The sequence below is a fragment of the Arthrobacter sp. 05T444 genome (assembly GCF_056395905.1).
Map to the genome: position 1 here is coordinate 68,940 of NZ_JBFTKK010000017.1, position 22,412 is coordinate 91,351.

Genomic DNA, 22,412 nt, shown 5'->3' on the forward strand with positions numbered 1-22,412 from the left:
TGTCAGGGCCGCCAAAGGGTTTCTCGATGAACCTCTTGCTGAGTCCGGTCTCAGTCTCTAGGATTGAGACCGGACTCACATCGATTGATTGAAATGTAGCCCACGCCACAATCGGCGTCAATAGCCCACCGGAAAGGTGAACATGAGCAGTGACGGTTCCAGACGGCGCGACGTAACGGTTGCCGACGTCGCAAAAGCTGCCCAGGTGTCCAAAGCCCAGGCCGCACGGGCACTGGGAAATTACGGGGCGGTGAGCGAGGACGTGCGGGAGCGCGTTTTGGCGGCAGCGGAGGAGCTTTCCTACCGCCCCAACGAGCTCGCCCGCAGCATGAACACGGGCAAATCGAACACGATAGGCGTGGTGGTGGGGGACATCGAGAACCCTCACTTCGGCCTGGCCACCAGGGGGATCACGGACACCGCCAAGAAGAGCGGCTTCAATGTCATCCTGGTCAACACCGATGAGAATACGGCGGCGGAAGTGGAGGCCGTCCGGGTGCTGCTGGACAAGCGCGTGGACGGCCTCATCGTGGCCCCCGCGTCATCGGTGGAAACAGAACATTTACAGCGCGTTCACGATTCCGGCCGTCCCCTGGTCCTTCTAGACCGGACGGCCGGCGGTCTCGACGTCGAGACGATCGCCGTGGACATGGCCCGGATCTCGTATGAGTCCACCCTTTACCTCCTCGAAGCAGGGCACCGGCGGATCGCGTTCATCTCCACGCTGAAGGCGGAGGCCCCGTACGGCGAGGGGATCCAGTTGGATTCCTCGCAGATCTCGGACCGCCTGGACGGCATGCGGCGCGCGTTTGCGGAATCCGGGCTGGCATTTGCCGAGGACCTCGTGCGGCTCAACGCCGGCGACGCCGAATCGGTTCGGCGCATCACGCGCGAGGTTCTGCTCATGCGGGACCCGGCCACCGCCGTCGTCGCTTCCGACGGACTCATCGCGCTTAGCGTCGTGGAGGCCATCCAGGAACTGGGCCTGTCAGTCCCGGCGGAAGTCTCGTTCCTCATGTACGACGATTTCGCGTGGACGCGCCTGACCACACCACCGCTGACCGTGATCGCGCAGCCGGTGTATGACATGGGCGTAGCCGCCGCGGAAGCCCTGATCCGCCAGATTGAGGGCCGCCCGCCCCTGGCCCCGGCACCGGAGTTCAGCGCGACGCTGGTTCGCCGCGGGTCGGTGGGTGCGGTGCCGGTTGCGGCTGACCCGCCGGGCGAGCCCGTGGCGGTGCAGGCAATGTAGGCGTTCGGTAAGTCGTGGCGGCTGTGTGGGGACGGACTGTGTGGGGACGGGCCGTGCGGCGCAGGCGGTTTAGGCTGCCCCGGTCCACCGGGGCGCCGGGGCGAAGCGCCGAAGTGTCTTCGCGGGGACGCGGAAGCCGCCGGCCGGTTTTGTGCGGTGGTGCCAGGCGGGCAGAAGGCCGGCCTGGGGCGCCGCCGTCGGCGATTCCTGCACTTGCCCCTGAGGCACCGCGCCGGCATGGACCGCGCCAGTGGGGCAAAGATCGGTGATCAGCCCCATCCCGGCGCACTCACGCACAGCGGCGATCCCGGCAACCGCCGCTGCCTTGCTGTCGAAGGCTCCGGACACGGCCATCTCAGTTCCGTCCTTTGCCTTGAGGCGGAATCGGAAATGGGTCTCGGCGTCAACAAACACTTCAAACGTGCCAGCCATGATGGGCCTCCCGGTCTTAGGTGTCCTGCCCGCAGCGTTATCATCGCAGTGCGGGCCGGAATGCATCACTGCATTCGTCTGGTCTGGTCCGAACGATCGCGGTTGACCGTTCATCGAGTGGTTTCGAGTCTTCCGCAGGGCCGCAGGGGCTAACAAGACCGGTCCTGTAAACCGTAGGTAAACTCCGTGCGACGCGTGGTGTGACCGGGAGGGTAGTAGTGGGTTGACGGGGCGGTGGGCGCGGCCTGCCCGGCTCATCTGCGTCGCTATGAGGTGGCCCGCTTGACTACGACGTCATCGATGTAGCTCTCACCCATCTGGCGGGGGTGCTCGGCTCCAAATTGCACTTTGCTCAAGCTGGTGGCCCCAAGACTTACGCTGCGTGACAATACCGATGCGCCGTCAAACCACACCTGGACAGTCGAGGTGCTGCCATTCGCCCTGACCTGCATCTGGACTCGGTGCCACGTGCTCAACGAAACGCTCGATGGCCTCAGCTTCAGGTACGAAAACGTCCCGTTCGGATTCGTGATTCGCAGCCAGAGCTGGCCATTGCTGTTGTTGCGGAATACATCCACGATCCGGGTGCTGCCGGAGAAGAACCGCACGAAGGGCACGTTGTTCCCCGCGAGTCCGGGAGTCCTGATGTTTACCCATGCGTCAGCGTTGGCCCGCTTGGTTCCTGAGGCCAGCGACACGCTCATCCTTGCCACAGATCCGGGATCCGCCGTGGCAATCAGCCTGGCCGAGCACGTTCCGGAGTGGGCCGTCGGGCTGGTAACGGCCGCCGTTCCATTCCCCGACGTGCTGGCAACGAACGGAGAGAGCGTGTTCCGCTCGAAATTCGTAGCGGCCACCACCGTGCCCGTCAGTGTGCTCGTTGGGGTTGCCACGCCGGTGCGGCAGGTCGCCGCCATGGCGGCGTTCGCGGAACCGAAGAGGAGGGTGCTCGACACCAGCAACCCGAGGCTTCCGATCGTACCCAGTTTCCTTAAATTGCTCATGGCATAACCTCACTGTCTTTTCCGGGTCTTGCTTCGCTGCATTCGAAGTCCCGCCGATGCGCGGAGAGCGGGCGTGAATAGCCAGGAACGACGCGCGAAAGTTTCAGCGCCTCATTTGAAGGTGTGATCATCGTGCCGGCAGACGGCAACCGAACAGGGGCGGCAGCTTCGGGCCTTAGCCTCAACAAAACGTCTGCAACGGTCATTGTCCTCACACCACACGCGGAGTCGTATCTCTGCCCCACTGCAGCCTTCCCGGCTATTCGCCCGGAAGCAGACCATTGAGCCCGTTTGTGCCCTGGAGCAATCTTGGTAGCACTCCCCGCGCTAATGCTTGACCCACAAACTTGGAAAAACCTTGGAGTTTCTTGAAGGGCACTTGGGTGCCTGCTGCAAGCGTTGGTTGAGCCGCAGGATTGCTGCGGGCCTGCCGGGGGCGCGCAGCTATCAGCGTGGTTTGGGTATTTCACCGTTCCCGACCTCATCGATCCAGTCGACCGCCTCGTCTGAGAAGTAGAAGCCCGAGGGGCCGCTCTCACCAACCCACCAGGCACCGGAAGAGACCACTCCGCCAGCCTTCGTAATCTCGAGGACCACCTCCGCCGGCACCGCGTCGCCATTGTTCTCAATCAGCCATTCCCGCGTGGAAGGCTTCAGCTTCGGCCACCATTGCTCCATGCTCATGGCCGAAGTCTGCCACCTCGGCCACGGTTAGCCGAGCCCATTGCCCGGGTACCTCCCGGAAGCAGTGCGTGTGATAGGCGTAGGCTATCTATGCTTCGGCGCGACGCGCTCGATCCCTTGGGACCGGCATTTTGACCGCCGCGGAAGCCGACAGGCCGCAGCGGCGAAGGAGCAGACGTGGACACCCGAAAGCTGAAGTATTTTCTGGCCGTAGTTGACCATGACGGGTTCAACCGGGCCGCCGAGCACCTGCTCATCGCGCAGCCCTCACTCTCCCAGACAATTGCCGGGCTGGAGAAGGAACTGGGCGTACCGCTCTTCCACCGTATCGGCCGGAGGGCTGTCCTCAGCGAGGCCGGCAAGGAGCTCGTGGGACCCGCCCGGCTCGTGATGCGGGACCTCGATGCCGCCCAGTCAGCGGTCCAGGCACTCCGGGGTGTGCGCAGCGGCAGGCTCGACATCACCACCATGCCCTCCCCTGGGATCGAGCCGCTGACGTCGATGATCGCCGGCTTCACCCAGCAGCACCCCTCGGTGCGGCTCAACGTCAGCGCCGCCTTCACGCCCGAGGAAGTCATCGAGTCCGTCCGCACCGGCAGCACGGAGATTGGCCTGGCAGGATCACCCACGCCGATCCGGGTGCCGGGCGTCCAGGTTCTGGAGCTGGAGCGCCAGCCGCTGATCCTCATAGTCAATCCCCACGCAGACACCTTCAGCCCTGGGACGACCATCCAACGGGAAGACCTGGGCGGCCACCGGCTGATCGCCAGTCAGCGGGGATCGCTGATGCGCTGGCTCGTCGACGATGCGTTGGCGCATGGCGTCAAGACCGAAATCGTCGTCGAGGTCGCGCACAGGACCTCGATTTTGCCTTTGGTGCTGGCCGGCGTCGGGCACGCCGTCATGCCGTCCTCGTGGGCGCCGCTAGCGCACAGGTCAGGGCTGCGGACTTTGCTTATTGAACCGGTGTCCCACCTGGATGTGGCCATTCTGAGCCGGAAGGAAGACCTGACTCCGGCGGCGCGGGCGTTCCTGAAGGTCGCGGAACTGCACGTGGCTCCCCCGATCTGACCGGGGGCGCCGCAGGTCGATCAATAGGCTGAACCTATTTACCGTATCGAATCTTGGTCTTGGACGCCCCGTGGGAACAGGCCCTCTACTTGAAGAGGAAGGGCAGTGTGACGCTGCTAACAGACTCAATGAGGAGGTAGGCACATGAGCGCCACCCAGAAATTCAGCATCGCTTCAATCCCCGCAGACGGTGTCGGCAAGGAAGTCGTCTCCGCAGGCCGCCGCGTCCTGGACGCCCTGGCAGAAAACTCCGGCGGCAAGTTCGCCTTCGAGTGGACCGAGTTCCCTTGGGGTTGCGGCTACTACGAAAAGACCGGCCAGATGATGGACCCCAAGGGACTTGAGACCCTGAAGGACTTCGATGCCATCTACTTCGGCGCCGTCGGCTGGGAAAACGTCCCGGACCACATCAGCCTCTGGGGCCTGCGCCTGAACATCACCCAGAACTTTGACCAGTGGGCCAACATCCGCCCGGTGAAGTTCCTCCCCGGCATCGAGTCGCCGCTGCGCAAGGCCGACAACACCGAACTCGATTGGATCGTTGTCCGCGAAAACAGCGAAGGCGAGTACGCCGGCCTCGGCGGGCGCAACCTCAGCGGCCGCGGCCCCGGCAACGAGGTCGCACTGCAGACGGCACTGTTCACCGAAAAGGGCTGTGAGCGCATCATGCGCTTCGCCTTCGATCTGGCCCGGACCCGCACGGTGAAAAAAGTCTCCTCCGTGACCAAGTCCAACGCCCAGCAGTACGGCATGGTCCTCTGGGACGAAACCTTCCAGCGCGTGGCTCTCGACTACCCGGATGTCCAGACCGAAAGCGTCCTCGTTGACGCGATGAGCGCCAAGTTCATCCTCAAGCCTGAGGACCTCTCCGTCGTCGTCGCCTCGAACCTGAACGCTGACATCCTCTCGGACCTGGGGTCAGCACTGGCCGGAAGCCTCGGCCTGGCAGCCAGCGCGAACCTGAATCCGGAGCGCCGTTTCCCGTCCATGTTTGAACCGGTCCACGGCTCCGCTCCGGACATCGCCGGCAAGGGCATCAGCAACCCGATCGGCGCGATCGCCAGCGCCGCCCTGATGCTTGACCACTTCGGCCTGCACGAAGAAGCCCGCCTGGTCGAGGCCGCCATCGAGCAGACCACCGCCGCCGGGTACTTGACCCGCGACGTCGGCGGCGAAGCCAACACCGACGACGTCACCGACGCCATCATCAAGGCCCTCAGTCACACCCTTGCCGCCGTCTAACCAGACCGCTTTCTGAAGCGGCCGACGGCGGCCGACCCGCCGCCGTCGGCCGCTTGCGCGGAAGCCCCTCCCCAACACTCGAAAGCTCGTGTCGGGGCCCTCGGGACGCCGCTTACCCTTCAAGCTTCACTCCAGCGACTTTCCACAACGAGGTAGGAATCATGGATCACATCACCACCGCCGGGCCGGCAACGCCGGCCCCCAAGACACGTTGGTACAAGCAGCTGTACTTCTGGGTACTGACCGCCATTCTCATAGGCATCCTGGTCGGCTGGCTCGCACCGGCCGTGGGCATTGCCATGGAACCTATCGGCACCACCTTCGTCAACTCAATGAAGATGCTCATCGGCCCGATTGTGTTCCTGACCATCGTTGGCGGCATCGCCAGTGTTGCGGACCTGAAAAAGGTCGGCATGACGGGGCTGAAGGCCCTGACCTACTTCCAGATCGGCACGATCTTCGCCATGATCTTCGGCCTGGTCGCCATCAACATCTTCCGCCTCGGTGACGGCGTCAACGCCGATGCCGGCTCCATCAAGACCTCCGACTCCGCAGCCAAGCTCATCGACGCCGGCCAGCACCAGGAATGGTGGCAGTTCCTCACCCACATCATTCCCAACAGCATCGTTGGGCCCTTCGTTGAGGGCGACATCCTTCAGATCATCTTCATCGCCGTCGTCTTCGGCATCGCCCTGAACGCCATGGGCAAGGTCGGTGCGCCCGTTCTGGACGGCGTGCAGCGCCTGACAGGTGTCATGTTCAAGATCCTGAGCTTCATCATGAAGGCCGCCCCCATCGGCGCCTTCGGTGCCATGGCCTTCGCCGTCGGCAAGTACGGCGTCTCCTCCCTCACCAGCATGGGCGGACTGATCGCCCTCTTCTACGCAACCTCGATCCTGTTCGTCGTCGTGGTCCTGGGATCTGTCATGGCCTTCCTGAAGCTAAACATCTTCACGATGATCCGGCACCTCAAAGAGGAATACATGCTCATCCTGGGCACCTCGACCGCCGAACCGGCTCTGCCCGGCCTGATGCGCAAGCTTGAGCACGCAGGCGTGAAGAAGGAAACCGTCGGCCTCGTCGTTCCCACGGGCTACAGCTTCAACCTCGACGGTGCCGCAATTTACCTGTCTTTGGCCGCCCTGTACATCGCCCAGGCCACCAACACGGACCTGACCATCGGCCAGCAACTGGGCCTGCTGGCCGTCATGCTACTCACCTCCAAGGGCGCAGCAGGCGTTGCAGGCGGCGGCTTCATCGCGCTGACCGCCACCCTGACCACCATCGGCACGATCCCTGCCGCCGGCATCATGCTCATCTTCGGCATCGATAAGTTCATGTCCGAATGCCGGGCGCTGGTGAACTTCACTGGCAACGCCGTCGCCACCCTGTTCATCGCCTGGTGGGACCGCACGCTGGATGCCGATCGCGTCCGCCGCGTTTTCGCCGGTGAAACCGTTGAGCCTATGCCGGCGGAGGACCCTATCCACCTCGACGAGGTCACCGACATCGACGATGACCTCACCGAATACGGTCACCACGCGCCCAAGGAAACCGGTGCCAGGCACGCAGGAGCCCTTGGCGACGCCGCTCCCTCCGCCGACGTCCGCCGTCACGCCTACTCGGAAACCGTCTGACATGCACCGCGCAACCGCCCCGAAATCCGTGCGGACCCTCAAGACATCGGTACAAGCATCCTGTAGCTGACCTGCTGCAGGAACAGATTCGTCCGCCCGGGGGTAGCCCGGGCGGACGTTTTCGTTCGCATCCAACTCTCAGAGGTATCGGCCAACACCCGCCTAATCCGCAGGGCATTCTCTATTGAGGCCGTCTGGACTACCTTTTTCCTATAGTTCCGGGGCGGTTGCACCATCGGTGGCCGATGTGACCGGTGGCGAACCGTCGATCGTCGATAGAAGGTCTACTCGGAAGGGGCGGCAAACGTTATGAACTCAAAAACCAAAATGCTCGGCGGCGTCATTGTCCTACTGCTGATTGTCGCCGGCGGAGCATTATTGCTCGTGAACAACTTGCAACATCAGGCCAGTGACTACAATCCACAGATCAAGCCGGCGGATTTCACTGCGAAAATTACCAACAAGTATTTCGCCCTTCCCGTAGGCAAGAAAATGACCTATGAGGGTACGGCCCAAGGCGGAGCCACAGAGCGAGTCGAGATTGAGATCCTCGCTGAACGGAAGATCATTGAGGGCGTCGAGACGGCCATCTATCTAGACAGGGAGTATAAAAACGGACAGCTGGTCGAGGAAACCAGAGATTACCTGGCGCAACACAAAAATGGAGACGTCTGGTACTTTGGCGAGGACGTGAACAACTTTCTAAATGGAGTATTGCTCAGTCATTCGGGCAGCTTCATTCATGGGCACGACGGTGCACGAGCTGGCATTTGGATGAAGGCCGAGCAGCGGGTGAACGACTCCTACAGGCAGGAATATTACGTAGGAAAGGCCGAAGATATGCGGGACACCGTTGCCACGGGCCTGACCGTGGCAACGAAGCTTGGGACATACTCCGACTGCGTTAAGGTCTACGACTGGACGCCGCTTGAGAAAAAGTCGAGAGAGCACAAGTACTACTGCCCCAAGGTCAGTTCGCTGGTTCTTACTGAGGACTTGGAAACCGGCAGTCGATCAGAACTTACAAACATTGTCGTGCCATAAGCATTTCACTTGTGAAAAGTCGTCCAGGCGCTGTTCCACAGCAGACCTTCCCCTGCTCCTTGCCAATGTTCTTTGGTTTCACGACCATTGACTCCCCTCGAGTATTTCAAGGAGTTTTGCCGGCGCCCCACGCGCCGGCAGCCGTTCCCGCAGGGCGTTCTGTGGTTCTTAGTGGATGTGGCTGCCGCCGTTGATGTCAATGGTGGTGCCCGTGAGATATGCCGAATCCTCTGAGGAGAGAAAGGTGATGACGGCGGCGATCTCCTCGGTGGTGGCGTTGCGGCCCAGCGGGATACCTGCGTTGATGGCGGCTTCCTGTTCCTCGGTGCTCCCCACCCGGATGTCCGTATCCACGGCGCCGGGGGTGATGGCGTTGACAGTCACGCCGGTGGCGCCTATTTCGCGGGCCAAGGCCTTAGTGAAGCCCAAGATGGCAGCCTTCGCTGCGGAGTAGGGGACCTTGCCGAACACGCCGCCGCCGCGCTGGGCGGAAACGGAGGACATGTTGACGATCCTGCCCCAGCCGTTGGCGATCATATCCGGCAGGAACGCCTTGGTGACCAGGTAGGTGCCCGTGGAGTTCACGGCCATGACCTTGTTCCACAGTTCCAGCGTGGTCTCCAGGAACGGCACCGGCGAGGTGATGCCGGCGATGTTGGCGAGGGCGCCGACTGCGGGAAGGTTGCCGGCGCTGATCTCCGCGGCCACCGCCTTGTAGGCGGCGTTGACGGAAACCTCTCTGGCGACGTCAATCTGATGGCCGAAGGCGGCGACGTTGAACTCGTTGGCGATTTCCGTTGCGACCTTGGCGGATTTCTCGCCGTCGAGGTCCAGGATCACCACAGCCCAGCCCTGGCTGGCGTAGCGGCGTGCGGTGGTGATGCCGATGCCCCGGTCCGAGGTTGCCCCGGTGAGGACGGCGGTGCGCTGGATGGTGGTGGTCATGATGCTCCTTGGGTTTGCTTGGTGTGTCGGTTGAGTGGAATCGAGTGCTCCGTAAACGCCGTTTTGAGGGCTGATAAGGGCCGTTACGGAGCAATCGACGGTCAGATGAGGTCGCTGATGTAGCTGGCTGCTTTGGCCGCGGCGGCCGGGCGCTCGTCGTGGGTGACGTCCCGGGTTTCCAGTTCCAGTGAGAAGTGGCCGGTGTAGCCGTGGGACGCCAGTGAACCCAGTCCGGCGGAGAAGTCTGCCTGCCCGTTGCCGATGCTGAGGTTGATGTTGCCCGGGACGGCGTCCCTGAGATGCACGTGCGCGATCCGGCCGGCATGGTGTTCGACGTATTCCAGCGGGTCCTCGCCGGCGGCGACGATGTGGCTGAAATCCATGACGATCCCCACGCCGGAACCTGCCAGCCGCGCGGCCAGCTGTTCCGCGCGCTCCAGGTTCCAGCAGAACCTCAGGAAGTGCAGGGATTCGGTCCAGAGTTCGACGCCGAACTCCGCCGCGCGCTGCCCCGCGTGGATCAGTTGGGCGGTTATTTCGTCCAGGTCCTCGTCGACACTCCGGACCGGCTCGTGGCTCGGGGCCCCGCAGGGAAGGACCAGCGCCTTGGCGCCGGTGTCCGCGGTGAGGGTGAGCAGCGCGTCAAGGTGCCGGTCCCGCGCCGCCTGCCGGCCGCCGTCGAGCACTGCGTTGAGATCCCCGATGTCACCGTTAATCGAACGGACCCGCAAACCGGAGGCTGTAACCTCCGCTGTGACGGCCGTGACGGCGTCCGCATCAAGTTCATACGGGACGTGGTCGCAGACGCCGGGCAGGGCACCCAGGTCGATTTCCTCAAACCCCAGTCCGCTGATGGTCTGCAGTGCCGTGCCCAGGTCCTGGTGGCGAAAGCTGATGGACGAGCAGCCGAGTCGGGAGTTGAACATCTTCGTTGATCCTCATTGCTTACGTAGAAGTGACGAGCACCACGCTACGGCGGATACTGTTGACAGTCAACCTCTGACGTTGGCAGTTGACAGACAGGCATGATGCAGATCACACTGGATCATCCGTTGTTAACAGTCGACCGTGACCTCCGCCGCGGCGGCGGTTGCTTTTCGAAAGGGAATCACCAATGAGCAAAGAAGCTCTGGCCATGCGCGGCCCGGTTCACGGCACCAAGGACGCCAGGCGGGTCGCCATCGGCTCCGGCGTCGGCGCAGTCATCGAAACCTATGACTTCATCGGTTTCGGCACCGCCGCGGCTCTTTACTTTGGAACGGCCTTCTTCCCCACCGGCGATCCGGTCACCGGCACCCTTGCGGCTTTCGCCACTCTTGGCGTCGGCTTTGCCGCCCGCCCGATTGGCGGCATCATCGGCGGCCACCTCGGTGACAAGCTGGGCCGCAAGCCGGTCCTCGTGGCTTCGCTGATTCTTATGGGTATTGCGACCTTCATGATCGGCCTCCTTCCGACCTACAGCCAGGTAGGACTGTTGGCGCCTGCCCTTCTGGTCTTTGTCCGCGTTGTCCAGGGCCTGGCCTTCGGCGCTGAATGGGGCGGAGCCATCCTGATGAGCTACGAACACGCACCCTGGAAGGCCAAGGGCAAGTACACCGGAATCGTCCAGGCCGGCTTCCCCGTCGGCCTCCTGCTCGCAAACCTTGTGTTTCTGGTCAGCGTCCAGCTCGGCGGCGAACTCACCTGGCGCATTCCCTTCCTCGCCAGCATCGTCCTCGTCATCGTCGGCCTGGTCATCCGCTCAAAGGTCCCCGAGTCCCCCGTCTTTGACGAGGTCAAGGACAGCGGCGACATCGTGAAGTCCCCCATCGTCGAGGTCATCAAGACCGACTGGCGCAACATCGTCAAGGGCATCGGCCTCCGCATCGCCGAGACCGCCGGCTACGCCGTCTCCATCACCTACATGATTTCCTACCTCAACAGCCAGCACCTGGCCGACAAGACGCAGACTCTCGTCGCCCTTTGCATCGCCTCCGCGATCGGCATCTTTGCCACCCAGGTCTGGGCGCGGCTGACCGACAGGATCGGCCGGCGGCCCGTGTACATCTGGTCCTGCGCCTTCGCCGCGCTGTTCGCCGTCCCTATGTTCCTGCTCGTCAACACCGGGCTGTTCATCTTCATCATCGCGACGATCGTCATCTCCTACGCCGTGTGCCAGAACTCCCTCGCCGGAGCCCAGGGTGCCTGGTTCCCCGAGCTCTTCCAGGCCAAAACCCGCGCCTCCGGTGCATCGCTTGCCTACCAGATCTCCGCCATGGTCTCCGGCTTCACACCGTTCATCACCACGCTGCTCTTCGTCAGCTTCGGCTGGATAGGCCCGGCGTTGCTCTTCGGCCTCTACGCCGCCATCGGCCTCTGGGCAGCCATTGCCACCCGCGAGACCTGGGGCAAGCGGGAGCGCCGGCTTGCCGACGAGGCTACGAAAAGCACCCCCGCACACGTGAGCGCATAGGACACACGCGACACGCGCCGAATTGGACGCCATCGACGGCATCCCTCAGAACGCATCCACCACTTTCGAAAGGCAGAACTGTGGTTCTCACGCAGGAAACAACATCCCTGAGCAAGTCACCCGAAGGAAGCGGAGAACGCCTCGGGCGGGTAGCCGCCGCGGCCTACAGGATCCGGCACCACGCCCTCAACATGGGCGAGGTGCAGGGCCAAGGCTACGTGGGCCAGGCACTCGGCGCGGCGGACATGCTGGCCGCGGTGTACGCGGACCAGCTCCGCTTCCGCGCCGACGATCCTCACTGGGTCGAGCGGGACAGGTTCCTGCTGTCCACCGGGCACTACGCCATCGGCCACTACGCTGCGCTGGCTGAGGCCGGCGTTATCCCCGTCCAGGAGCTCGAAACCTACGGATCCGATGATTCACGGCTTCCCATGTCCGGCATGTCCACCTACACGCCCGGCATGGAAATTTCCGGCGGCTCCCTCGGCCACGGCCTCACCATCGCCGTCGGCATGGCCTTGGGCCTGCGCCACCAGGGCTCCACGGCCAGGGTCTACAACTTCCTCTCCGACGGCGAACTGGACGAGGGCTCCACGTGGGAGGCTGCCATGGGCGCACACCACCACCAGTTGGGCAACCTCACCGCCATGGTCGACATCAACGCACTGCAGGCCGACGGCAAGACGGACACGGTGCTGCGCACCGAACCCGTGACGGAAAAGTGGGAAGCCTTCGGCTGGTACACCCAGCGCGTGGACGGCAACAACATGGCCGACGTCATGCACGCCTTCGACAACGCAGCAGCCCAGGCCGCCGCCGTCGGACGTCCTTCCGTGATCCTCTGCGACACGAAAGTGGGCCGCGGCGTGCCGCTGCTCGAGGACCGCGAGAAGGCGCACTTCATGCGCATCGAAGAACACGAATGGCAGCTCTGCCGAGAGCAACTGACCGCAGGATACGAAGGAAAGGCCACCCGATGAGCACCGCCGCAGTCAAGACCACCGCAGTGAAGGCCACCGCACCGAAGCTGAAGACCTCGGCCATGATCGCGTCCTTCGCCGATCCCGGCCAAAAGACCGCTTCCGCCCCGTTCGGACACGCGCTGGTCAAGGCCGCACAGGAAAACGATCGGATCGTCGGCCTCACCGCGGACCTGGGCAAGTACACGGACATGCACATCTTCGCCCAGGCCTTCCCGGAACGGTTCTTCCAGATGGGAATGGCCGAACAGCTGCTCTTCGGCGCCGCCGCCGGATTTGCGGAGACCGGCCTGGTGCCGTTCGCCTCCACCTACTCCGTTTTCGCTGCCCGCCGCGCCTACGACTTCCTCTGCCTGGACAGCGCCGAACCAAACCTCAACGTGAACATCGTGGGCGGCCTCCCCGGCCTGACCACCGGCTATGGCCCCAGCCACCAGGCCACCGAGGACATGGCCATCTTCCGCGGCATGCCCAACCTGACCATCGTGGACCCTTGCGACTCAATCGACATAGAACAGGCGGTCCCCCAACTGGCGGCCAGTGAAGGCCCCACCTACCTGCGGCTGCTTCGCGGCAATGTCCCCACCGTCCTGGACGAATACGGCTACACGTTCGAACTCGGCAAAGCCAAAGTCCTGCGCGGCGGCAATGACGTCGTCTTCATCTCCAGCGGGCTGATGACCATGCGAGCACTTCAGGCTGCCAAGGCCCTGGCAGCACACAACGTCGATGTCGCCGTCGTCCATGCACCCACCATCAAGCCGTTCGACGCCGCTACGGTCCTGGCCGAACTGAACACGGACCGGCTGGCAGTGACGCTGGAAAACCACAGCGTCATAGGCGGGCTGTTCGAAACAGTCGCCTCCGCGGTCGTCACGGCCGGACTCGGCAAGCGCGTAGTGCCTGTGGCGCTGCCGGACGAGTTCCTCGACGCCGGCGCCCTGCCCACACTGCACGAGCGCTACGGGCTGTCCGTGCAGCGCATCGTGGCCAAGGTCCTCGCCGAACTCGGCTAGGACTGAAAGCCGCAGCAGCGCGGGGCGGGCCCCATACCCGCCCCGCGCTGCTGCCGTAAGATCAAAACACACGACTGTAAACAGTCGACCCCTGACATTGAGGAACGATGATGGCCGCCGGAGCACCCGCAACCCTGCTGGGACTGCAAAAGAAAAGCCTCCGCGAGCAGGCGCTTTCCGCGCTGCGCACCGCCATCACCAGCGGCGAGCTGGAACCGGGCAAGCACTTGGTGGAAACGGAACTGTCCGACATGCTGCAGATCAGCCGCGGTACCCTCCGCGAGGCCCTGCGCCAGTTGGAGCAGGAAGGTTTGCTGTCCGCCGGCCCGCGGGGACGCCTGTCGGTCCGCCACCTGGATGCCAAGGAAATCCGCGACATCTTCTCCGTACGTGCCGCCCTCGAATCCTTGGCCGCCCGCACGCTGTGCGAACTGCCGGACCGCCAGCACGTCATCGCATCACTGCGTACCGCCATCGAAGTAATGGCGGCCGCGACAAAGGGCACCCTCGAAGAGCGCATCGAAACCGACATGGACTTCCACCGCACCCTGTGCCGCCTCACCGGCAACGAGACCCTGCTCCACTCCTGGGAAGCCTTGGAGGGGTCTATCCGGATGTCCATCATGTTCGCCGGCCTGGAAAAGGGTGTTTCGAACATGAGCGTGGACCGGCACCACGACATCGTGGCCGCCATTGAAACCGGCGACGCCTCCCTGGCACGCAAGACCATCCGCGAACACATGGACACCGCGGCCGACAACCTGGTCGCCTAGGGGCGCCGCCCACTGCGGGGAGGCGAGTGGATTCGGCTGCCCCCAGCGTCTAGCGTGAGTTCTATGTCCACGTCCGATGCTCTTACGAAGTCCAGCAGCAACCCATTGCTTGTTCTCGGAAAAATATCCTCCATCCTGGATGCTTTCTCCCTGTCCAAGCCGGTCTTGTCGCTGAGTGACATCCGCGAGCACACGGGGATGCCGACCTCCACTGTCCAGCGGCTTGTCACGAATCTGATGTCCCAGGGATTCCTTGACCGGGAGGACGATGCCTACCGCATCGGAATGCGCATGGCCTTCTGGGCGGCTCCGGCAACTCGCGGAATGGAAGTCATAGACATCCTGAGTCCGCTGCTCAAGACGCTGCGTGACACCACGGGCGAGACTGCGTGTTTCTTCAAGGCAGAGCAGCATTACCGCGTTTGCGTGGCCATGGCAGACACGCGCCATGCGCTTCGGCGCGAGATGCACCTTGGCAAGGTTCTTCCACTGCACGCGGGCTCCGCCGGACGCGTACTTTTGGCGTGGGATCAGGATCTGATGGACGCCGTCCTCCGGGACCCTTTGGAGTCCATCACGGAATCCACAATCACCAGCTCCGAGGATTTGGAAGCCGCGGTTAAGAAGACGCGGGTGGACGGGTTTGCCATAACCGTGGGTGAGCGCGAAGACGGAGCCTCGGGTCTTTCGGCTCCCGTATTCGATTCGGCAGCCGGACTGGTGGGGGCAGTAACCATCAGCGGGCCCACCCTGCGGATGCCGCTGGAGACCTGTGAATCCTGGCTGGAGCCCCTGCTTGCCACAGCAGAGCACATGACGAGACTAATTGGTGGCCGGTTTCCTGGCGAGACCTAACGCTCGCAAGGAAACGCGGGCCCGTCATGCGCTGGCGAGGTAGTTGACCGCATGGGGCGGGGTGCGTCCTTCGGCGATGGCCACCGCATTCAGCGCGCTGAGGCGGGCCATTTCGCTACGGACGGGAACTGTGGCGCTGCCGACATGCGGGAGGAGGACCGTGTTCGGCAGCTCAGCCAGGCCGGGAGCCAGCTTCGGTTCGTCCTCGAATACGTCCAGTCCGGCGCCGGCGATGACGCCGCTGCGGAGGGCATCCACGAGGGCCGCCTCGTCTACGATCGGCCCGCGGGCGGTGTTGATCAGGATGGCATCGGGCTTCATGCGCTCCAGCACGTCTGCGTCCACCAGATGCCGGGTCTGATCGCTGAGTGGGACGTGCAGGGAGAGGAAGTCGCTGCGCTCCACCAGCTCGTCCCACGGCGCCTGCCGGACGTTGCCCGCAAACTCGCCGAGTTCCGCCGCGCTGACGGGACGGTCACCCGGAGGCCGGGGCGAGAAGAGCACCTGCATGCCGAACCCCAGCGCGCGCCGGGCCGTGGCGCGGGCAATCCGTCCGAAGCCGGCCAGACCCAGCACCGCGCCGGAGACGTCGCGGCCCAGCAGGAGCTCCGGTTCCCAGCCCAGGAACTTTCCGTCGCGGACCAGCCGGTCGGCCTCGACCACGCGGCGCGCCGTGCCCAGGATGAGCAGCATGGCGATGTCGGCCGTCGCGTCCGTCAGCACGCCGGGGGTGTTGCCGACCAGGATGCCGTGCCGGGTGGCGGCCTCAACGTCGATGTTGTTGTACCCGACGGCGAAGTTGGACACGCCCCGCAGGCGGGCGCCGGCCAGCAGCGGCGCGTCGATGACATCGCGCAGCTGGGTGAGGACGACGTCGAAATCGCCTGAGGCGCACAGCGTCGCCAAGGCATCGTAGTCAGGCGGGTCGGGTAGAACGGTAACCCGGCCGGCGTCGGACAGCAGTTGGAGTCCGGGTTCCGGAATGGCGGTGGTGACCAGGAAACTGTTGCCCACGCTTAGTTGCCTCCTGAGGTGCAGGGTGTGGGAGTTGTGCTGTCTGACGGGAGGACCCAGTCGAAGGCTGGGGCGTTGGACCGGGCGCCTTGGGCAGCTTTGGAGCGGTTGGGCTCGCCCAGTTCGGCAAGCAGCTTCTCGGAAAGGACCACCAGTTCCCCGAAAATTTCCGTGGTCAGCCATCCGGGCCGGGTGGCGAAGAGGATGTCCTCGCTCGACGTGTTGCCACTGGCGCCCGGGGCAAAGGGGCAGCCGCCCAGGCCGCCGAGCGCGCCATCCACCATGGCGGCGCCGGCCTGGATGGCGGCAAGGGTGTTGGCCACGCCCAGGCCCCAGGTGTCGTGGCCATGGTAGACGATCCGCCGGGCCGGGGATTCTTCCCGGACCCGGGCGATCAGCCCCGACACCTGGGCCGGGACTGCCTGCCCGAGGGTGTCGCAGAGAACGATGTCCGTGGTGCCCTCGGCGCGGGCGTCGTTGGCGATGGACAGGACTCGTTCCTCGGGCACCATTCCCTCGAACGGGCAGGTGAATGACGTGGCGATGCAGAGCTGGATCTGCCCGCCAACGGCCTTGGCGTACGCGACCGCCTCAGGCAGGGCAGCGAGGCTTTCCTCCGTGGTGCGGCCGATGTTCGCCTTGTTGTGCGAGTCCGACGCCGACAGGCAGTACTGGAAATTCCTCGCCCCGGCGGCGGCGGCCTTGGCTACATGGCCTGCGGTGGCTACCCAGATCCAGCACTTTTCCAGTTCCCCGGGCGTGAGGGCCTGAACGACTTCCAGCGTGTTGGCCATGGTGGGGACGAGGTCCGGGCGGGCCATGGATCCAAGTTCAATGGCGGGCACGCCCAGGCGCAGCAGTTCCCGGACCGTGTCGACTTTGCGTTCGGTGGGGAGAACTTTTCCGGTGAGCTGGAGCCCGTCCCGCAGGGTTACGTCCCTGAGGATGGTGTTGCCCAGCATTGCAGCAAGGCTGGTTTCGTGGCGGTTCATGGCTGGAGGGCCTCCTCGCGGCCGGAGGCCGCACTGATTTCTGCGGGGTCCATGTTGAGGAGCCCGCTAAGGATTTCTTCGGTGTTTTCGCCCAGGTCAGGGCCGAGGTTCCGGATGGGGAGAGACTGTTCTCCGATGACGGGGACAATGCCGGGGAATCCGACGCCGGGCAGGATTTCGTCCCCGGTGGGAACGTCGAATTTCTGGATCATGTTGCGGGCTGCGTACTGGCTGTCGGTGCTGATATCGGCCGCCGTGTAGATGGGGCCGGCAGGCACGCCGGCGGCATCGAGCGCTGCGAGTGCGTCGGCAGCGTCCAGCTCCCCCGCCCATGTCCCGATGGCCTGGTCCAGTTCTTCGCGCCGCGCCCAGCGCCCGGCGTTGGTCTGCAACGACGGATCCGTGGCCAGATCAGGACGTCCGATGGTGTGCATGTACCGCTGGTAAATCGAGTCTCCGTTGCCGGCCACGACGATGCTTGCGCCGTCCCCGCAGAGGTACGCGTTGGAAGGGGCTATCCCTTCCATCCGGCCGCCGACACGCTGCCGGTCCACGCCGTACGCCTGGTAGTCCGGAATGAGCGATTCCATCATGGAGAACATGGCTTCGTTGAGCGCGACGTCGATGACGCGCTCGGTGAGCGGCGCAGCGCCGGCCGCGTCCCGGCGTCGTGCTTCCCTTTGGTACAGGCTCATCATGGAGCCGAAGGCTGCGTAAAGTCCCGCGATTGAGTCTCCGATGGAGACGCCCACCCGGACCGGTGCGCGGTCCGGGTCGCCCACCAGGTTGCGGAAGCCTCCGTACGCTTCGGCGACGGCGGCAAAGCCGGGCCGCGCGGACAGCGGGCCCGTCTGCCCGAAGGCCGAGATGCGGGTGATGATCAGGTCCGGGTTGGCTTCGTTGAGGACTTCGGGGCCAAGGCCCCACTTCTCGAGCGTGCCTGGCCGGAAGTTTTCCAGCAGGATGTCCGACTTTGCAACGAGCGCCAGTACTGCCTGTTTGCCTGCTTCGGTTCGGAGGTCCAGCACCACGGACTTCTTGTTCCGGTTGATCGTCCGATACAGCATGGAAGTGTCACCCTTGTGCAGGCGCCAGTTGCGCAGCTCGTCGCCGGTTCCGGGCCGCTCGACCTTGATCACTTCGGCACCGAAGTCGGCAAGGAGCCTGCCTGCAGTGGGCGCTGCTATGTAGTTGCCGAGCTCAAGAACCCGGACTCCCTCCAGGGGTGCGATGCGTGTCTGTGTCATGTCGTTCTTCTTTCGTGCAGGTTCTTACCGGGGACGTGCGCCCGGTCAGAGGAGCAGGCTCATGGGCATGATCAGCAGGATGGCGACGACGGAGGCCACCGACACCCCGACGGTCACCGACTTCAGCGCACCCCGCACGCTCTGCCCCAGCAGTGACTGCAGGAGCCAGAAGGTGTTGCTGGTGACGTGGACCATGAACAGAGATCCAGCGCCGGCCGACAGGGCGAGGAGGACAGGATCCAGTCCGATGGCAGGAGCAATCGGAGCCAGCAACCCGGCTGCGGTGATGGCGGACAGCGTGACGGAGCCGACGGCGATGTGCAGCACCGCCGCGATGGCCCAGACGACGAGGAGCGGGGCGACGGTGCTCGCCGAGAAGAAGCCGCCCAGGATGTGACCGAGGCCGGCAGCGGCGACTGTTGCAGCCAGTGACCCTCCTACGCCGGTGAGGATCAGGATCTGTCCGCTTTCCTTAAAGCCGACGGTGATGGCCTGCTCGACGCGTTGCTGGCCGATGGCAGAACGGGTGACGAGGCAGGTGCCGATCAGGCCGATAAGCAGGGCAATGACCGGCTCGCCCAGGAGCTGAAGCCAGGGCAGGTCGAGCTTGAGAATCTGCAGAATAGCGCCAGCTCCGATGAGGAGCAGTGAGGTCAGGAGCGGCGCGAAAAGCAGGATGAGCGGTGCCTGCTTTTCTTCGCGTTCCGCCACGGCAACGGCCGCGCCGGCCAGTCGGGCACCAGGACCGTCGGAGCCGGGGGTGCGTCCGCCAGGTGACGCTGAAGCGGAAGCCTTGGTGCCGCCGTCGTACGCTTCCTCTTCACCTTCCTGGTCTTCCTCCTCCACGAAGGTGTGGTCCTCATCCTTCGCTTCGTTCCAGAAACCGCGGCGGAAGAGGAACGTCATGATGGCAATGGAAATGATGATGGTCGGGATGACCAGGAGCAGGCCGAAGAACAGCATTTTTCCGAGCGGCACATTGAGCAGGCCGGCAAGGGCCAGGGAGGCGACGCCGGGAACCGTGAAGACGATGCCGCATTCGAGGGCGATGGCCATGGCGGTTGCCATCCGGGCGGTGCCGAGTTTGCCGATCTTCGGTGCCAGCTTGCGTGCCAAGGGAGCGGAGATGACGAGGAGCACGTCCAGGAAAATGGATTGCAGGACCGTTCCGATCGCGAGGCCCATGGTGTAGGGCAGGCGCTTGGGGCCGAACGTATTCAGCAAGTGCTCCACGAGGCGCCGGATCGCGCCGCTCTGGTTGAGGATGGAGCCCATCAGCACACCGAAGGCGATGAGCAAGCCCACATCCACCATGATGTCACCGAAACCGGAGGTGATGGTCTTGACTGTTTTCTCGACGCCGAGGCCGGCGGCGAGGCCCAGGTACACCGAGCCGATGACCAGGGCGATGACGGGATTGACTCTGAAACGGACGATCAGCACGACGGCGGCTAAAACCGCCACCGCCGTATTGATCAGTACAGCTATGTCTGACATGGGGAATCCGATCGTGAGGCCTTCCACATTGAAGGCTTGGGAGCAGATGGGCGCCGTGAGGAGGGCCACATCACTCAACCCATATTATGGGATTAAACTCATATTGCAAGACGTTTCGGAAGGAGGCTTCGTCTGTGACGTTCGGTTGGCGACCCCTCGGGCCCGCTCGGTCCGGCCGCCTACTACCCGACGGCGGCGTCAGCGGGCAATTGTGTAGAGGGCTTCTGCTTCTGGACTATGCCCTCGCTGATCAGCTGGTTGGCCCCGCTTTTCTACTAGGCTGAACCTCACACGTGACGGACAGGAGGCTGAAATGGCCGAGACTGCGATGGCCGAGGTGATGGCCGAGTTGGCCGCGCTCGAGGACCCGAGGGCCCGCGAGGTGAACGAGAGACACGGTGACGATCACGGTGTGAACCTCAGCAAACTGCGCACGCTCGCGAAGCGGCTGAAGACGCAGCAGGATCTAGCGCGCCAGCTCTGGGAGACGGGTGACACTTCAGCGAAACTGCTGGCGATCCTGATCTGCCGGCCGAAGGCGTTCGAGCGTGACGAGTTGGACCTCATGTTGCGCGAGGCACGCACTCCCAAGGTGCACGACTGGCTCGTGAACTACGTGGTGAAGAAGAACCCGCACTCAGAAGAGCTGCGCCTGGCCTGGTTCGCCGATGTGGATCCAGTGGCCGCGAGTGCCGGCTGGGCGCTGACCGCCGAACGCGTGGCGAAAATGCCCGATGGCCTCGACCTCGCTGGACTGCTCGATGTCATCGAGGCGGAGATGAGAGACGCGCCGGCTCGCCTGCAGTGGGCGATGAACCACTGCCTGGCTCAGATCGGGATCGGGCACGCCGAGTACCGCGCCCGTGCAATCGACATCGGTGAGCGCCTGGAGGTGCTCAAGGATTACCCGACTCCCCCGGGCTGCACGTCCCCGTTCGCGCCCATCTGGATCACCGAGATGGTGCGACGACTGCACGTTCGGTAGGAAGGTTCGCGCTCACGCTTGGGCCGCTGCCGGCCTTGGCGCAGCGGAAAAATCAAGGGTTCCAGTGGCTGCCTGACGGCCAAGGACATGACCCCTTGAAACGCCCGCGTGCTCGGGCACTGCACGACACTAAGGCTGTTTAAATTCGATCTGGCCCAGGTCGTTGGTGAGCACGAGGGCCCGCTCCGTGAGGGAGTACGTCAGGGGCGACTTCAGGAAGCTGACCGTCCACCGCCGGATGTCCCCCGTGGTGCCGGAGCACCCATTGGCTGTTTCAGCCAGCCGTTCCGGGTCAGTAGTGAGCGTGCGGGCAGTGACTGCCGAGGGTACGTTCAGCGTGCCGCAAGGCATCCGGACCGTCATGGTCAGCGTCCCGTTCACTCGGCTGAAGCTCATGCGAAGAGGATTCGTGGCGAGCCAGGTCAGGTTGTGGCGGTAGTCGGTGCCTGCCGTCGAAGTAAAGTTCTTGCACTCGAAAGGATCACGGTTCACGCTCTCGCGGTACTTGGCTTCGCTGCAATCAAAGGGGCTCGCCGTCGAGGTAACGGGACCGGGACCGGCCTGACGCGCAGCAAGACCACTGCATCCCGTGAGCGCCAAAACACCGATCAATACAAAGGACGGCAGCGGCCGGCGCTTCATGGCAACCCCTTCGACGCTTTCCAACTAGGATTCACGACCTGCCCCGCCCACTACGGATCGTCCGGGCTACAGGCCTGGGAAATTCGAGCGAAGGAGTGCCGGTGCCAAAGCCCCGGGTTCAGAAGGCTTCAGTTCGTCTTCGTCGCCGGCCCCGTCATACGCCGAACGCAGTGCGAGCGGAAAATGGCGAAGCAGCCGCTGAGCCCCCGCGGCGGGGCAAGCAAGGCTGCTTCGGCTTTAAGTCAACACTTGTCGTCCGGACTAGGCACCAGTGGCGAATACCTGTCTTTGTGAGTGCCTGGCTACTTATCTGCGCAAATGACATCTCCCACGGATGGGCAAGGCGCCTGACCAGTGGCCGCCGCCGCTTACGCATATTACCGGGCATGAGCCTGCAAGTCGGGGCGCCGCTGTCAGCGGGTCAGCGCGTTTTTCTGGCGGGAGTTGATCGTTGACATCTGTCCGCAGTTCGAGCAGGTGATGCGGTAGGACCTGGACGTGGTGAAGAGGGGTATGAAGAACAGCGTGAATTTGGTGGCGCGTTCTTCGAGGTGGTGGTGGACGGAGAGCCCGCAGGACTGGCAGGTGGCAACCCGGCCAGGCAAGGAGCGCAGGACGGTTTTGAGACCAAAGAGCAGAAGCATTGTT

22 protein-coding genes are annotated in these 22,412 nt (G+C 63.9%); 12 read left to right on the forward strand and 10 right to left on the reverse strand.

Features of this window, described 5'->3' with window-relative positions:
* Window positions 1-142 precede the first annotated feature (142 nt).
* Window positions 143-1,252 carry a LacI family DNA-binding transcriptional regulator gene (locus AC1DD3_RS16135; RefSeq protein WP_230118218.1) on the forward strand — a complete coding sequence of 370 codons (1,110 nt, stop codon included), beginning with the start codon at window positions 143-145 and terminating at the stop codon, window positions 1,250-1,252.
* A gap of 69 nt (window positions 1,253-1,321) precedes the next feature.
* Here AC1DD3_RS16135 and AC1DD3_RS16140 read toward each other — a convergent pair whose 3' ends face one another.
* Window positions 1,322-1,684, reverse strand: a complete 363-nt coding sequence (locus tag AC1DD3_RS16140) for a YegP family protein (RefSeq protein ID WP_230118219.1) — start codon at window positions 1,682-1,684, stop codon at window positions 1,322-1,324.
* Between the two features lie 360 nt (window positions 1,685-2,044).
* Here AC1DD3_RS16140 and AC1DD3_RS16145 point away from each other — a divergent pair, with 360 nt between their 5' ends.
* Complete coding sequence (locus AC1DD3_RS16145) at window positions 2,045-2,695, forward strand: hypothetical protein (protein WP_230118220.1); 651 nt, start codon at window positions 2,045-2,047, stop codon at window positions 2,693-2,695.
* A gap of 440 nt (window positions 2,696-3,135) precedes the next feature.
* Here AC1DD3_RS16145 and AC1DD3_RS16150 read toward each other — a convergent pair whose 3' ends face one another.
* On the reverse strand, window positions 3,136-3,372 hold the full coding sequence (locus AC1DD3_RS16150) for a hypothetical protein (protein WP_230118221.1): 237 nt from the start codon (window positions 3,370-3,372) through the stop codon (window positions 3,136-3,138).
* Between the two features lie 177 nt (window positions 3,373-3,549).
* On the opposite strand from AC1DD3_RS16150, the gene AC1DD3_RS16155 reads away from it, so the two are divergent.
* The 4 genes from AC1DD3_RS16155 (at window position 3,550) to AC1DD3_RS16170 (ending at window position 8,366) form a co-directional block, all read left to right on the forward strand.
* Window positions 3,550-4,443, forward strand: coding sequence for a LysR family transcriptional regulator (locus tag AC1DD3_RS16155; protein WP_230118222.1), 894 nt, complete (start codon window positions 3,550-3,552; stop codon window positions 4,441-4,443).
* A gap of 144 nt (window positions 4,444-4,587) precedes the next feature.
* Window positions 4,588-5,685 (forward strand): tartrate dehydrogenase, encoded by a 1,098-nt coding sequence (locus AC1DD3_RS16160; protein ID WP_230118223.1) that lies wholly within the window; start codon window positions 4,588-4,590, stop codon window positions 5,683-5,685.
* 161 nt (window positions 5,686-5,846) lie between these two features.
* The gene (gene dctA / locus AC1DD3_RS16165; RefSeq protein ID WP_230118224.1) at window positions 5,847-7,322 is read left to right on the forward strand and encodes a C4-dicarboxylate transporter DctA; all 1,476 of its coding nucleotides are present in this window, start codon (window positions 5,847-5,849) and stop codon (window positions 7,320-7,322) included.
* A gap of 309 nt (window positions 7,323-7,631) precedes the next feature.
* Window positions 7,632-8,366 (forward strand): hypothetical protein, encoded by a 735-nt coding sequence (locus AC1DD3_RS16170; protein WP_476882079.1) that lies wholly within the window; start codon window positions 7,632-7,634, stop codon window positions 8,364-8,366.
* Window positions 8,367-8,534: 168 nt separating this feature from the next.
* On the opposite strand, the gene AC1DD3_RS16175 is transcribed toward AC1DD3_RS16170, so the two are convergent.
* Together AC1DD3_RS16175 and AC1DD3_RS16180 are read right to left on the reverse strand one after the other, a co-directional pair.
* The gene (locus AC1DD3_RS16175) at window positions 8,535-9,311 is read right to left on the reverse strand and encodes an SDR family NAD(P)-dependent oxidoreductase (protein WP_476882080.1); all 777 of its coding nucleotides are present in this window, start codon (window positions 9,309-9,311) and stop codon (window positions 8,535-8,537) included.
* Between the two features lie 101 nt (window positions 9,312-9,412).
* On the reverse strand, window positions 9,413-10,237 hold the full coding sequence (locus AC1DD3_RS16180; RefSeq protein ID WP_476882081.1) for a sugar phosphate isomerase/epimerase family protein: 825 nt from the start codon (window positions 10,235-10,237) through the stop codon (window positions 9,413-9,415).
* A gap of 188 nt (window positions 10,238-10,425) precedes the next feature.
* Between AC1DD3_RS16180 and AC1DD3_RS16185 the strand changes: the two genes are divergently transcribed.
* The 5 genes from AC1DD3_RS16185 to AC1DD3_RS16205 all read left to right on the forward strand — a co-directional run bounded on the left by AC1DD3_RS16185 (window position 10,426) and on the right by AC1DD3_RS16205 (window position 15,387).
* On the forward strand, window positions 10,426-11,763 hold the full coding sequence (locus AC1DD3_RS16185; protein WP_476882082.1) for an MFS transporter: 1,338 nt from the start codon (window positions 10,426-10,428) through the stop codon (window positions 11,761-11,763).
* A gap of 80 nt (window positions 11,764-11,843) precedes the next feature.
* On the forward strand, window positions 11,844-12,743 hold the full coding sequence (locus tag AC1DD3_RS16190; RefSeq protein WP_476882083.1) for a transketolase: 900 nt from the start codon (window positions 11,844-11,846) through the stop codon (window positions 12,741-12,743).
* Complete coding sequence (locus tag AC1DD3_RS16195) at window positions 12,740-13,759, forward strand: transketolase family protein (protein ID WP_230118230.1); 1,020 nt, start codon at window positions 12,740-12,742, stop codon at window positions 13,757-13,759. The genes AC1DD3_RS16190 and AC1DD3_RS16195 overlap by 4 nt, the downstream gene beginning before the upstream one ends.
* A 110-nt stretch (window positions 13,760-13,869) precedes the next feature.
* Window positions 13,870-14,532, forward strand: coding sequence for a GntR family transcriptional regulator (locus tag AC1DD3_RS16200; RefSeq protein WP_230118231.1), 663 nt, complete (start codon window positions 13,870-13,872; stop codon window positions 14,530-14,532).
* 63 nt (window positions 14,533-14,595) lie between these two features.
* Window positions 14,596-15,387 carry an IclR family transcriptional regulator gene (locus tag AC1DD3_RS16205; protein WP_230118232.1) on the forward strand — a complete coding sequence of 264 codons (792 nt, stop codon included), beginning with the start codon at window positions 14,596-14,598 and terminating at the stop codon, window positions 15,385-15,387.
* Window positions 15,388-15,411: 24 nt separating this feature from the next.
* On the opposite strand, the gene AC1DD3_RS16210 is transcribed toward AC1DD3_RS16205, so the two are convergent.
* The 4 genes from AC1DD3_RS16210 to AC1DD3_RS16225 are packed head-to-tail and all read right to left on the reverse strand — an operon-like array spanning window position 15,412 to window position 20,137.
* Window positions 15,412-16,401, reverse strand: coding sequence for a 2-hydroxyacid dehydrogenase (locus tag AC1DD3_RS16210; protein ID WP_476882084.1), 990 nt, complete (start codon window positions 16,399-16,401; stop codon window positions 15,412-15,414).
* 2 nt (window positions 16,402-16,403) lie between these two features.
* On the reverse strand, window positions 16,404-17,393 hold the full coding sequence (locus AC1DD3_RS16215; protein ID WP_476882085.1) for a beta/alpha barrel domain-containing protein: 990 nt from the start codon (window positions 17,391-17,393) through the stop codon (window positions 16,404-16,406).
* Window positions 17,390-18,640, reverse strand: a complete 1,251-nt coding sequence (locus AC1DD3_RS16220; protein WP_476882086.1) for a CaiB/BaiF CoA transferase family protein — start codon at window positions 18,638-18,640, stop codon at window positions 17,390-17,392. The genes AC1DD3_RS16215 and AC1DD3_RS16220 overlap by 4 nt, the downstream gene beginning before the upstream one ends.
* A 45-nt stretch (window positions 18,641-18,685) precedes the next feature.
* Entirely contained in the window at window positions 18,686-20,137 is a 1,452-nt protein-coding gene (locus tag AC1DD3_RS16225) for a GntP family permease (protein ID WP_476882087.1), read from the reverse strand.
* Window positions 20,138-20,450: 313 nt separating this feature from the next.
* Between AC1DD3_RS16225 and AC1DD3_RS16230 the strand changes: the two genes are divergently transcribed.
* Window positions 20,451-21,122, forward strand: coding sequence for a DNA alkylation repair protein (locus tag AC1DD3_RS16230; RefSeq protein WP_476882088.1), 672 nt, complete (start codon window positions 20,451-20,453; stop codon window positions 21,120-21,122).
* 129 nt (window positions 21,123-21,251) lie between these two features.
* On the opposite strand, the gene AC1DD3_RS16235 is transcribed toward AC1DD3_RS16230, so the two are convergent.
* Both AC1DD3_RS16235 and AC1DD3_RS16240 read right to left on the reverse strand, forming a co-directional pair.
* Entirely contained in the window at window positions 21,252-21,764 is a 513-nt protein-coding gene (locus AC1DD3_RS16235; RefSeq protein ID WP_476882089.1) for a hypothetical protein, read from the reverse strand.
* 413 nt (window positions 21,765-22,177) lie between these two features.
* Window positions 22,178-22,412 (reverse strand): zinc-ribbon domain-containing protein (locus AC1DD3_RS16240; protein WP_476882090.1); only part of this gene is annotated, 235 nt, incomplete at its 5' end.